Source organism: Pedobacter borealis DSM 19626, from assembly GCF_000708285.2.
In the GTDB taxonomy this organism is placed as follows: domain Bacteria; phylum Bacteroidota; class Bacteroidia; order Sphingobacteriales; family Sphingobacteriaceae; genus Pedobacter; species Pedobacter borealis.
This window is the reverse complement of the sequence record NZ_JAUG01000017.1, coordinates 1-13,250: the sequence shown is the minus strand read 5'-3', so window position 1 is coordinate 13,250 and position 13,250 is coordinate 1. Positions and strand designations below refer to the sequence as shown.

7 protein-coding genes are annotated in these 13,250 nt (G+C 39.4%); 4 read left to right on the top strand and 3 right to left on the bottom strand.

Annotation, left to right across the window (positions count from 1 at the left end; translation table 11 throughout):
• Positions 1–121: 121 nt before the first annotated feature.
• Positions 122–1,054 (top strand): sugar phosphate isomerase/epimerase family protein, encoded by a 933-nt coding sequence (locus AW17_RS07160; protein ID WP_029275443.1) that lies wholly within the window; start codon positions 122–124, stop codon positions 1,052–1,054.
• 1 nt (position 1,055) lies between these two features.
• Positions 1,056–2,450 carry a c-type cytochrome domain-containing protein gene (locus tag AW17_RS07155; RefSeq protein WP_029275442.1) on the top strand — a complete coding sequence of 465 codons (1,395 nt, stop codon included), beginning with the start codon at positions 1,056–1,058 and terminating at the stop codon, positions 2,448–2,450.
• A gap of 26 nt (positions 2,451–2,476) precedes the next feature.
• On the opposite strand, the gene AW17_RS07150 is transcribed toward AW17_RS07155, so the two are convergent.
• Positions 2,477–5,020 carry a T9SS C-terminal target domain-containing protein gene (locus AW17_RS07150; protein ID WP_029275441.1) on the bottom strand — a complete coding sequence of 848 codons (2,544 nt, stop codon included), beginning with the start codon at positions 5,018–5,020 and terminating at the stop codon, positions 2,477–2,479.
• 100 nt (positions 5,021–5,120) lie between these two features.
• Between AW17_RS07150 and AW17_RS07145 the strand changes: the two genes are divergently transcribed.
• Together AW17_RS07145 and AW17_RS07140 are read left to right on the top strand one after the other, a co-directional pair.
• Positions 5,121–6,458, top strand: a complete 1,338-nt coding sequence (locus AW17_RS07145; RefSeq protein WP_029275440.1) for a GH1 family beta-glucosidase — start codon at positions 5,121–5,123, stop codon at positions 6,456–6,458.
• A gap of 54 nt (positions 6,459–6,512) precedes the next feature.
• On the top strand, positions 6,513–6,944 hold the full coding sequence (locus AW17_RS07140; RefSeq protein WP_029275439.1) for a putative signal transducing protein: 432 nt from the start codon (positions 6,513–6,515) through the stop codon (positions 6,942–6,944).
• Positions 6,945–7,578: 634 nt separating this feature from the next.
• Here AW17_RS07140 and AW17_RS07135 read toward each other — a convergent pair.
• Both AW17_RS07135 and AW17_RS07130 read right to left on the bottom strand, forming a co-directional pair.
• Positions 7,579–9,858 (bottom strand): aconitate hydratase, encoded by a 2,280-nt coding sequence (locus AW17_RS07135; RefSeq protein ID WP_029275438.1) that lies wholly within the window; start codon positions 9,856–9,858, stop codon positions 7,579–7,581.
• Between the two features lie 195 nt (positions 9,859–10,053).
• Positions 10,054–12,819, bottom strand: coding sequence for a bifunctional aconitate hydratase 2/2-methylisocitrate dehydratase (locus AW17_RS07130; protein WP_029275437.1), 2,766 nt, complete (start codon positions 12,817–12,819; stop codon positions 10,054–10,056).
• Between the last annotated feature and the right edge of the window lie 431 nt (positions 12,820–13,250).

The window sequence follows — 13,250 nt, the reverse complement described above, 5'->3', positions numbered from 1 at the left end:
CAGGAGTCGGAAGTCCTGAGTCTACAGTCTATTAACCGATTAACCCAATGACCAATTTTCAATTGGCAGTTACCAATAAACTAATGCCCAATCTACAAATGAACCAACAACAAGTGAACCAATGAACCAAACCAGAAGGAAATTCTTACAAAATACAGCTGTTGTAACGGCGGCATCAATTTTAGCCCCCATCCAAAACATGAGCGCCAACGAACTTAAAAGTATTAAAGCAAAAGCGGGTTACGAATTATTATTTATGCAAACCGATTGGGGTTTTGGAGGTACAAGAGATGAGTTTTGCGCAGCAGCCAAAAAAGAAGGATATGAAGGCATTGAAGTATGGTGGCCTGGTGAGGACAAAGCGATAAAAGAACTTTTTGATGCGGTTAAGAAATATAAACTGGAAATCGGATTTTTATGCGCCGGATCACAGTCGAACATAACTGAGCACTTAGCTTCTTTCAAAAAAAGTTTAGATGCTATTTGTGCCAATACTTATCAAAAACCTGTTTACATCAATTGCCATTCGGGAAAAGATTATTTCACTTACGAAGAAAATAAACAGATCATCGATTACGCAACGGCCAAGAGCAAATCGTCGGGCATACCGGTTTATCACGAAACGCATCGTAGCCGTATGATGTTTGCTGCACATGTTGCTAAAAATTTTGCTGAGAAAAATCCAGAATTGAAATTCACTTTAGATATTTCGCATTGGTGCAATGTGCACGAAAGTTTATTATCTGATCAGAAACAAACCATCGATTTTATTTTAGAAAAGGCAGAACATATCCACTCGCGGGTTGGGCACCCCGAAGGGCCACAGGTAAATGATCCACGGGCACCAGAATGGACAAAAGTGGTAGAAGCGCACCTGGCCTGGTGGGATAAAATTATAGCACGTAAAAAGAAAAACGGCGAACGTATGACTATTCTTACCGAATTTGGTCCGGCTGATTATATGCCTACCCTGCCTTATACGCGCCAACCCCTTGCCGATCAATGGGCAATAAATGTTTACATGATGAATTTATTAAGAAAGAGATATCAATAAGATGTTAGAGTTCTTCGGCCGCTTTCACCCAGTTTTTGTACACCTTCCTATCGGAATTTTGTTGCTTGGCTGTATTTGTATTCTCTTATCATCTGCTGCAAAGTTTATCAACCTAAAACCAGCCATTCCTATTATGCTGCTTTTAGGTGCGTTAAGTGCTGTAGTATCTTGCATTACTGGTTATTTATTGGCCAATGGTGGCGATTATGACGGTAAACTCGTGAGTAATCACCAATGGATGGGAATCAGTGTTGCTGTTTTATCTTTTATATTATGGATTATTTACCAAAAGGTTAAATCAAATGCCATACTAGGTACAATAGCGGTGGTTCTCATAGCGCTCATTTCAATTACAGGGCATTTAGGAGGTTCTTTAACCCATGGTTCTGATTATTTAACCGCACCGTTAAAATCGGGCAGTACAAAAGGCGGTGCAGCTATTCCACCAATTCCTAATGTTCAGGAAGCCTTTGTTTACCAAAATGCTATTCAACCACTCTTTCAAAATAGGTGTTATAGTTGCCATGGCAGCGAAAAGCAGAAAGGCAAGCTAAGGTTAGACCAGGAAGAATATATTTTAAAAGGTGGAGAAGACGGACATACTATTGTAAAGGGTAAAGCCGACGATAGTGAGTTGATGAAACGGATTTTATTGCCATTAAGTGATGAAGACCATATGGCACCTAAAGAAAAACCACAACTTACCACCAATGAGATTGCCTTGTTAAAATGGTGGATTGATACCGGTGTTGATTTTAAAAAGAAGTTTAAAGATCTTCCTCAGCCAGAAAATATAAAAACAATTTTAGCCAGCCTACAAAAAGGCGAAAGTGGGGCCGAACAAATCAAAGCCAGCGAAATTCCAACTGAAGAGGTTTCGGCAGTTGATAATAAAGTATTGAAAAAGTTTACTGATGCAGGGATTACCATATTCCCGGTTGCCCAGCATACCAATTACCTTTCGGCCAATTTTATCAATGCACAATCGATGGGTAAAGATGTTTTGGATCTGATAAAATCAATCGAAAAACAGCTCCTTTGGCTTAAGCTAGAAAATAATAAAGTAAACGATCAAACTTTAACTGCACTAAAGGATTGCAAAAACCTAACCAGGTTAAACCTAAATAATAGCCAGATCACAGATGCAGGTTTAGCATCGTTGAAAGATTTAGATCAGTTACAATCATTGAGTTTGGTTGGAACAAAAATTACTGCAAAAGGGATTAATCAATTAAAGAAACTAAAAAATTTAAAATTTCTGTACGTATATCATACCGGGATAGGTAAAGCAGATTTAGCCAGCATAAAGAAACTATTGCCTAAAGTTAGTTTAGATACCGGAAATTACACGGTACCTAAAGTTGCTCAAGACACTACAGTATTTAAGGCACCTTAAAGTTTATAACGGGATACATTATTGAATTACCTGAGGAGGGTTATTGAACCCGAATATTTAACAATATTATTCGCTATGTTAGTGCCTAATATTACGTAATAATACACACCAACAGGGAGTTCATTACCTTTAAAAGTGCCGTTCCAGTTTTCAAATATGTTATTGGTAAAGAAAACCTGGGTGCCCAGGCGGTTGTAAATATGAATGTTATATTTCTTGAGGTTCGTTACACCAACAACCAATTCATCATTAATCCCATCGCCATTTGGCGAAAATGCATTTGGAACAAATGTAGATGCATTTTTTTTGATAATCAGGTCGCCTTGGGTAATTGAATTTGCACAGCCGTTTTTAGAAAATGCAGTTAAAGTAATTCTGAATAATCCATCGGTTTGATAAATATGGGTGGGGTTTTGTTCTGCAGAGGTAAAACCATCGCCAAAATTCCATTCATAAAAATCCCCGTAAAGCGATGCATTGGTAAATGTTATGGGTACTGGAGCAGAAAACTTAACCTTAAAGGTAGGTTCGGTATAAAATTTAGCTACAGGAATTCTGGCAATGGCCGGGACAACGATAATTGCTGGTTCGGAGCTACAAGAGCCTGATGTTAACACAACCTGGTACGTACCTGCCAGATTAAGATCTGTTACCGGAATTTCAATGGCATTTGTAGTTGCGTTATAATTGTTTGGCCCGCTCCACGCATAAGTGACACCTTCTTGTGCCGGTACAGCTAATTTTATGATGTCTTTTAAACAAAACAATGCCTGATTGATGCTGATTTCTGGTTTTTCCGGCTTCAATTCTACCAAAATATCTTTTGTAAAAGTAGAAACACAACCATTATTGGTTTCAACTGTCAGCGTGATTGTTTTAAGCCCTGTCTCATTGAAAGTTAATATTTTACTGTCGTTATTGATGGCAACCTGACTTTTTACACCCGCGCCAAAATCCCAGGTGAGCTTTGTGTAATTTTTAGAAGCATTGATAAACGAAAAGGACTGGTTTGCTTCGCATTTATTATTAACCTCAATCGAAAACATTGCTTCAGGTTTTAAATCGACCGACAAGATATCGACCGAATTTACCTCACTCACACAATCTCCAACCTGAACATAAAGTTTGTACGTTCCAACTATTTCTGTTCCGCTTACTTGGATTTCGGGATTTTGTTGTGTTGAACTAAAACCATTCGGTCCTGACCAGTGGTAGCTTGCTAAGTTTAAAAAAGGAGTTGATAATTTTAATACATCTCCCTGGCATAAATTAACATTTGAAGCCATTATAGCAGGTTTTTCAGGTGTGTTTGCTACAATAAAAGTTTGTGTAGTTACAACATTGCACCCGTTTGTGCCTTTTGCTTCTAAAACCACAACTTTCTCTCCAGGGGTATTGTATGTTACCGTAAATGGCCCAGCCGTTGTGGCCGAAGCCAAGCTTGCACCTTCACCAAAAGACCATTTTAAAGCAGCGAAATTCTGTGCTCTGCTTTCGAAGATATATGCCTGGCTATCGGTACATGGATTTAGTTTCTTAACATCAATCTCGGCAGTTGGACCAGCAAAATCTGCCGTACCACCGAATTCTAGCGTAAAGCCATTATTCCCTCCAGTGTAATTATCGATTAGTAGCGCGTAAACATGATCCTTTTCTAGATCTACATATTTTACAAAGCCATTTTGACCAGGCGGACAACCAGCCGATTCAGACAAATCAGTTTCAGTCATGCTCAAGCCGGTTTTATAATAGGTGGGGCTACAGGTTACGCCACTGCCCGATGCACATCGGATAGCATTCGCCGCATTTATTTTACTACAATCTCCGTTCACACCTAAATCGTAAAAAATCCAGTCAATGTCGTTTGTGGTTACTGTAGGTGTGATTACAAAAGTGAAGTTGCCGGGTGCAGAGGCTTTAAACATATACCAGGCAGAGTTAGATTCTGTACCTAAGCAGGTTCCAGCCGATTCGTGATTGTTTGCTCCGGAGCCAGTTACATTTAACTGGGTAAATGTTTCTTTTGTGCATAGTACCGAAAATGTTCCACAATCTTGCCCTGGTTTTATGGGTGGAAAATAATTATCGATACAAAGTTTAAAAGTGCCCGTAACATCGTTTGCTGCGCTTACCCTGACATAGTAAATCTGTCCTACCGTTAAAGCGCCCTTGTATAAAGAATTAACATTGTTTGAGGTGGCCAGCGTGCCGGGTAACTCGCTTATAGAACCAGTTGCTGCATCAAATGAATATAAGGCAACCAACGGATCAATTAAAGTGTTTGTACTATTGGCGTTAATTTTTCCACTAACAGAAATGTTTACATCAAATTTAGATGCCGTAAACTTAAACCAAACATCTTTTCCAATAGCTGGCCAGTTTAAACCTTTATTATAATTGCTCGGGGTAGCTTCTAAATTATTAAATTCGGCATCGCCACTGCAATACGCACTTGTATTGGTAATATTTATGGCGTTTATCAGTTCATCATTAACAGGAGGGCTAAATTTTGCAAAGGCAGAGAGGCTTAACAATACTAATAGGAAAGGAATTAATGAGGAGTAGCGCATAGCGTAAAAATATTAAAAAATGTTTTCATTTCGAATCATTTCAATTGTTAACGATTTATTAATATTAAACTCGCAACTTATGGCAATTAATTGATAACGAATGATTAATGCAAGCGATTTTGGTCAGAATTTTTTGTGGGGTGTGGCTACCGCTGCGGCTCAAATAGAAGGTACAGCCACCCAATATGGTAAAGGCCCTTCCATTTGGGATACCTTTACGGCGAAAAATGGAAAAATAAAAAAGAATCACAAATTAGATCCTGCTTGCGATTTTTATCACCGGTATGCTGAAGATGTAGCTTTAGTTAAACTGCTGGGCTTTAAAGTGTTTAGGTTTTCTATTGCCTGGTCGCGCATTTTACCTGCAGGTAGGGGAGAGATTAACCAGGAAGGCATCCGTTTTTATCACAATCTTATCGATGAATGTTTAACCCATGGAATTATCCCCTATATTACCCTTTATCATTGGGATTTGCCGCAGGCACTAGAAGATGAGGGCGGCTGGACAAGCTTTAGCATCAATGCTGCATTTAATGCTTTTGTGAGTATCTGTGCGCTAGAATACGGCGATAAGGTAAAAAACTGGATTGTGTTGAATGAGCCTTTCGGTTATACTTCTTTGGGGTATATGTTAGGCGTTCATGCCCCGGGGAAAACAGGGTTAGGTAATTTCTTTTCAGCAGTATTACATACTGCACTGGCCCAGGCAGATGGGGGCAAGATTTTACGTGCAGAAATTAGCAAGGCTAATATCGGAACTACTTTTTCTTGCTCGGAAGTAGTTCCAAGTACCCAGAGTGATAGCGATATCCTTGCTGCAAAACGGGTAGATTGCCTAATGAACCGCCTTTTTGTAGAACCTACACAGGGCATGGGGTTTCCCACTGCCAATTGGGATGTGTTAGAGAAATTTCAGATCGAATATGGTACCTGGCGGCTTCACGAACGGATGAAATTTGATTTTGACTTTATTGGTCTTCAAAATTATTTCCCTTTGGTGGTTAAGTATAATGCCTTTATTCCGGTTATTCAGGCCTGGGAGGTAAAAGCCAAGAGCAGAAAAAAGCCCCATACCGCAATGGGATGGGAGGTAAATGCTGATAGTTTCTATAATATCGTGAAACAGTTTGCCGCTTACCCCAATGTCAAAAATATCCTAATCACCGAAAATGGTGCTGCTTATCATGATAAATTGATCAATGGTAGGGTAGAAGACCCTGAACGGATCGAATATTTTAAACTTTATTTAAATGCACTGCTAAAGCTCAAAAAGGAAGGTGTAAATGTAACCGGTTATATGGCCTGGACATTAATGGATAATTTTGAGTGGACTGAAGGATTTACTGCCCGCTTTGGATTGATTTATAACGATTTTAAAACCCAGGAGCGCAGCATTAAAGATTCGGGCTATTGGTGGCAAAATTTCCTAAAAAGTTAGTTGATATATGGCTGTTTTCTTCTTCATTATTAAACAAATTCTTAAGTTTGGTTGATGAATGATAGAACAGTAGTTTACAGCACCTATTACAATCCAATGGAGGCCAATATTATTAAAGCTAAATTGGAAGATAGTGGATTTGCCTGTTTCCTTGCGGATGAAAATGTTGCAACCTTAAATTACAATCAGGCCATTGGCGGGGTAAAACTCATTGTTTTTGAAAGAGATGTAGAAGCCATTAATGCTTTACTAGCTGAAGACAATAGTTTGGCTTTTGAATCATCAGATGAAATTGTTGGTGAAGAAGAACCAGTGGAAGATAAAACAGTTTGTGAAAAATGTGGATCTACCAATGTGGATTATGGAATGGCTACCGATAAAAAATATAGTATTTGGGCAACCATACTTGCCTTTTTAACCCTAACTACACCCATTAAGGCCAATAAATGTCATCATTGCTACAATTGCGGTTATGAGTTTGAATAATACAAAGCTCGTCATTGCGAACGAAGAAGGGGCTTTTGTGATGGTGTGAAGCAATCTAATTATACAAGTCTTTTCTTGAAGCGCAGGGTCAGTAGCAGCTATTAAAAGTTTGCTCCCGTGCTTCGCTGTATCCTTAAGCTGCGCTTCAGGGATGCCGCTCCACCCAGGGCTAGAAAGCTCATTTCCTGCAAGGAAGGCAAACTTCCCCTCATGGCATCCAGGGAATCTTTGTGTGAAAAGCACCTCTGTCTCTGCCATCTAAACCCCGATATACGCGAATGCTGGTTCCTTCAACCAGCAGCAGCATTAGCGGGACTAACCCCAACCCAAGAACTGCTGCAACTGCTTTCCGAAAAAAAGAAAATGCTTATTTGATCTTTTGAAGCGCAGGGCCAGTAAAGCTATTAAGGTTTGTTCTCATGCTTCACTATATCCTTACGCTGCCTAATACGATCGTCATGCTGAATTTATTTCAGCATCTTTCCTGCAATATAGACCCTGAAATAAATTCAGGGTGACGTCTCTAATATACTTTGTAAACTGGAGTGATGAATTTTAGTAATAAAAAAATCCCGTTCTGATTTAACAGAACGGGATTGATATTGTTTTTATCCAAATTTCGGACTTCAGTCTACTAAAGCGATGCCTTAGCCGCTGCTTCAGCCCGAATAATATTTAGCGCACCACCAGCTTTAAACCACTCGATTTGTTGATCGTTATAACTGTGGTTAACCACGAATTGCTCCTGGGTACCATCAGCATGGTGTAATACTAATGTTAATGGTTTATCTGGAGCAAATTCTGTTAAGCCTACGATATCGATGGTATCATCCTCTAAGATTTTATCATAATCATCTTTATCTGCAAAGGTTAAACCTAACATACCTTGTTTCTTCAGGTTAGTTTCGTGGATACGGGCAAAAGATTTTACCAATACAGCACGAACACCTAAATGGCGAGGTTCCATAGCGGCATGTTCACGTGATGAACCTTCGCCATAGTTTTCGTCACCAACAACAATAGAGCCTATGCCAGCAGCTTTATAATCGCGTTGCGTTGCAGGAACCGGGCCATATTCACCCGTTAATTCATTTTTAACGTTATCTGTTTTATCGTTGAAATAGTTAACCGCCCCAATGAGCATGTTGTTAGAAATGTTATCTAAGTGACCACGGAATTTTAACCATGGACCAGCCATTGAGATATGATCTGTTGTACACTTACCTTTGGCTTTGATTAAAAGTTTTAAACCCTTTAAGTCGGTGCCTTCCCAAGGGGTAAATGGATCTAACAATTGTAAACGGTGTGAAGTTGGGGAAACCAAAACCTGAACGGATGAACCATCAGCTGCTGGCGCCTGATAACCTGCATCTTCTACAGCGAAACCTTTTGTTGGCAGTTCAAAACCTGTAGGTGGATCTAATTTAACCTGTTCGCCTTTATCGTTTGTTAAAGTGTCAGTTAATGGATTAAAGCCTAAATTACCTGAAATTGCAATTGCAGCAACCATTTCTGGTGAAGCCACGAAAGCGAAAGTATTAGGGTTCCCATCTGCACGTTTAGCAAAGTTTCTGTTAAACGAGTGTACGATCGTATTTTTTTCTGCTTTTTCTGCCCCGGTACGGTCCCACATCCCAATACATGGTCCGCAGGCATTGGTGAAAATTGTTGCATCTAAATCTTCGAAAGTTTTTAGGAAACCATCACGATCTGCAGTATAACGTACCTGCTCAGATCCGGGGTTGATACCGAATGCCGATTTGGTTACCAAACCTTTTGCAATAGCCTGGTTTGCGATAGAGGCTGCTCTTGATAAATCCTCGTAAGAAGAGTTGGTACAAGAACCGATCAATCCCCATTCTACTTTTAAAGGCCAGCCGTTTTTCTCTGCCTCAACTTTCATCTGCGAAACCGGAGTAGCTAAATCTGGTGTGAAAGGGCCATTTAGGTAAGGCTCTAAAGTATCCAGATCGATCTCAATAACCTGATCGAAATAATTTTCCGGATCAGCATAAACTTCAGCATCACCTGTTAAATATTCCTTTATTTTATTTGCTTCATCAGCAACTTCATTTCTGCCTGTTGCGCGTAAATAACGTTCCATACTGTCATCATAACCAAAAGTAGAAGTAGTAGCACCAATTTCGGCACCCATGTTACAAATGGTACCTTTACCCGTACAGCTTAAGTTAATAGCACCATCGCCAAAATATTCTACAATTGCACCTGTACCACCTTTTACGGTAAGGATACCCGCAACCTTAAGAATTACATCTTTAGCGGCAGTCCAGCCGTTTAATTTTCCTGTTAATTTTACGCCGATTAATTTAGGGAATTTAAGCTCCCAAGGTAAACCCGCCATTACATCGCAGGCATCAGCACCACCAACTCCAATAGCAACCATACCCAAACCACCCGCATTTACGGTATGCGAGTCGGTTCCGATCATCATTCCACCTGGAAAAGCATAATTTTCTAAAACGACCTGATGAATAATACCAGCACCTGGTTTCCAGAAACCGATACCGTATTTGTTCGATACAGAAGATAAGAAATCAAAAACTTCGGCACTTTCGGTTTTAGCATGAGGTAAATCTATTGCAGCACCTTCTTTAGCCGTAATTAAGTGATCGCAATGAACTGTAGAAGGCACAGCCACTTGTGGGCGACCAGCCTGCATAAATTGCAATAATGCCATTTGAGCTGTTGCATCCTGCATCGCAACCCGATCTGGTGCAAAATCTACGTAGTCAGAGCCACGTTTAAACGCCGTTTTAGGATCTCCATCCCAAAGGTGTGTATACAATATTTTTTCAGATAATGTTAAAGGTCTGCCAACCACTTTACGCGCAGCCTCAACGCGGCTGCCAAAGCTTGCATAAACCTTTTTAATCATGTCTATATCAAAAGCCATACTTTATTTTTTTTAAAAATTATTGTCAATAACAACACTAACTAAATTAAACAATTTTTAATATACTTATTTTTAAGATTTGTCAAATTATGTTATTTAAAACCATTCTATTCAATTGTTAGTGTAAATAAAAAGGCTATCCTATTATGGGACAGCCTTTGTGCTTTATTAACAAAAAATATGTTTATTTGTTTCTTATTGTTTTGTAGAAATAGGCGTGAACTTGGTTAAGTTGATGCCTTCTACCGCTACTTTATATTCCTCAATGCTTGGAATACGACCTAAAATAGCAGAAAGAACCACTACCGGTGTTGATGCCAATAAAGACTCTCCTTTTTTACCATCTTTATCTTCCACTACGCGGCCCTGGAATAAACGGGTTGACGTAGCCATTACAGTATCGCCTTTAGCCGCTTTCTCCTGGTTACCCATACAAAGGTTACAGCCCGGGCGTTCTAAGTACATGATGTTCTCATATTCGGTACGCGCTGCAGCTTTAGGTAAAGCATCGCTGAACTCAAATCCAGAGTATTTTTGTAAATATTCCCAATCGCCTTCTGCTTTCAACTCATCGATGATGTTGTAAGTAGGGGCTGCAACTACCAACGGTGCTTTGAACTCTACTTTACCAGTTAGTGTCTCTACGTTTTTCAACATCTGAGAAACGATTTTCAAATCGTCTTTATGTACCATACAAGAACCTACGAAACCAAGGTCTACTTTTTTATCGCCACCATAAAAGGTTAAGTCTCTGATGGTATCATGCGTATAACGTTTAGAAACATCTGCATTGTTTACATCCGGATCGGCAATCATTGGCTCGTTGATGATATCCAGGTCAATAACTACTTCTGCATAATATTTGGCATTATCATCTGGCATTAAAGCTGGCTTGATACCGGTTTTAATTTCTTCAATACGTTTGTTTGCTTTATTGATCAATCCTTGTAAAACCTGGTTATGGTTGTCCATACCCTTGTCTATCATGATTTGAATACGGTTTTTAGCAATTTCTAACGATTGGATTAAAGTATCGTCTTGCGAAATACAGATAGATGCTTTTGCTTTCATCTCAGCTGTCCAGTCTGTAAAGGTAAAAGCCTGATCAGCTAATAAAGTGCCAATGTGTACCTCGATGATACGGCCCTGGAATACGTTTTCGCCATCAAATTGTTGCAACATTTGCAATTGCGTCGCATGAACTACATCACGGAAATCCATGTGTTCTTTCATTTGACCTTTGAATGTTACTTTTACCGACTCAGGAATCGGCATAGAAGCCTCACCAGTTGCCAATGCCAATGCCACCGTACCAGAATCTGCACCGAAAGCTACACCTTTAGACATACGCGTGTGCGAATCACCACCGATGATAATTGCCCACTCATCAATAGTAATGTCGTTCAGTACCTTGTGAATAACATCTGTCATTGAATGATATTCGCCTTTAGGGTCGCGGGCAGTAATTACGCCGAAGTCGTTCATGAACTTCATCAATTTAGGGATGTTTGCCTGTGCTTTTTTATCCCAAACAGATGCAGTATGACAGCCAGATTGATAAGCGCCATCAACAATAGGAGAAATAACTGTAGCAGCCATCGCTTCTAATTCCTGAGCGGTCATCAAACCTGTTGTATCTTGAGAACCTACAATGTTTACTTCTACACGAACGTCAGAGCCAGCATGTAAAACCTTGCCCTGTGTTAAACCCACCGCATTTCTATTGAAGATTTTTTCTACAGCCGTTAAACCTTGCCCTTCAATAGATACCTCTTTAGCAGGGGCGAACACTAGCGAAGGTTCGATAGCTAAAGTTTTAGCTGCAAAAGTTTGGATTTTTTTACCAAAAACGATAGCGTAAGAACTACCAGCTTTGATAAATTCCATTTTTTGCGGTGTCAACGCTTTTGAAATGTCGATCAGCTCTTGATCTCCATTGTATAATTTTTTAGTTTTTGTATTAATGGTAAGTACTGTACCCGTTTCTATAGAATAAACCTGCTCTAAAACCGGCTCATCATTTTCGTTACGGATAACATTGCCATTTTCATCCGTTTTCTTTACCCAGTTTTTAAGGTCGATACCAATACCGCCTGTTACATCAACTGTTGTTAAGAAAATTGGAGAAATACCATTGGTACCACCTACAATTGGGGCTATGTTCACAAATGGAATATAAGGGCTAGATTTTTTACCCGTCCAAAGTGCAACATTGTTTACCCCCGACATACGTGAAGAACCTACACCCATGGTACCTTTTTCAGCTACCAGCATTACACTTTTATCATGGTGTTGCGCCTGTAACGCTTTAATTTCCTCCTGAGCCTCTGGCGTAATCATGCATTTGCCATGCAACTCGCGATCTGAACGAGAGTGTGCCTGGTTACCAGGAGACAATAAATCTGTAGAAATATCGCCAATACCAGCAATAAAAGTTACCACTTTGATTTCTTCTGGTACTTCGGGAAGGTTAGTGAAGAACTCAGCCCTGGCATAACTTTCTAATATTTCCTTAGCAATGGCATTGCCATTGTTGTAAGCATCTTTTAAACGATCGGTATCGGCATCGTATAAGAAAACCTGTGTTTTAAGTACATCTGCAGCTTTATGGGCTTTGTCGCCATTATCGGCCAGTGCAATGTCTAACAAAACTTTGATAGAAGATCCGCCCTTCATATGCGATAACAGTTCGAAAGCAAAATCAGGTGTGATTTCTGCAACGATAGTTCCACCTAAAATAATTTCTTTTAAAAACTCTGCTTTTACACCAGCAGCTCCGGTAGTGCCCGGCAAGGTGTTGTATATGAAAAAATTAACAGCATCTGCCCTGTTAAAATTATTTACATTTTTGATTTGATCGATGATTTCACTCAGTAATTCTGCTCCATCAATAGGTTTGGGATGAAGACCTTGAGCTTTTCTGTCTTCAATCTCCTGGATATAATCGTTATAAATACTCATCTTAGCTATTTTATTCTTTTTGTTATAAGATTGTGCAACAAAATCTACACCCGCTTTTTACAAAAAAGAATACTGTTTTTGTATATTAATTTGCGTTTACTGAGCCAATAGGGCCGAGTTTTTTGGTTTAAACAAAAATAGCAAAAAACAACCCTTAATTGTAATTTGGGCAGGCGATTAAGTAATTTGGAATTATTCTAAATAGTAAAAAAGAGGGGGATTAAAGGTCATAAAAACACATAAGTTATGGCTGGGTTTATCAATTAACCTGAGTTCGATAATTATTTGCTGAAAATTATATCTTATTTACGCCTAATCCCGCTTTATCGTCCTGCTGAATTTATTTCAGCATCTTTTTAGCGTGAAAGACCCTGAAATAAATTCAGGGTGACGACCGTCTTAACAGAAAACTTGATTAAAACGCCACAAAA

Coding starts and splice junctions, on each gene's coding strand:
- AW17_RS07135 (WP_029275438.1), bottom strand. CDS start 9,858: ATGGCTTTTGATATAGACATGATTAAAAAGGTTTATGCAAGCTTTGGC.
- AW17_RS07130 (WP_029275437.1), bottom strand. CDS start 12,819: ATGAGTATTTATAACGATTATATCCAGGAGATTGAAGACAGAAAAGCT.
- AW17_RS07155 (WP_029275442.1), top strand. CDS start 1,056: ATGTTAGAGTTCTTCGGCCGCTTTCACCCAGTTTTTGTACACCTTCCT.
- AW17_RS07160 (WP_029275443.1), top strand. CDS start 122: ATGAACCAAACCAGAAGGAAATTCTTACAAAATACAGCTGTTGTAACG.
- AW17_RS07140 (WP_029275439.1), top strand. CDS start 6,513: ATGAATGATAGAACAGTAGTTTACAGCACCTATTACAATCCAATGGAG.
- AW17_RS07150 (WP_029275441.1), bottom strand. CDS start 5,020: ATGCGCTACTCCTCATTAATTCCTTTCCTATTAGTATTGTTAAGCCTC.
- AW17_RS07145 (WP_029275440.1), top strand. CDS start 5,121: ATGATTAATGCAAGCGATTTTGGTCAGAATTTTTTGTGGGGTGTGGCT.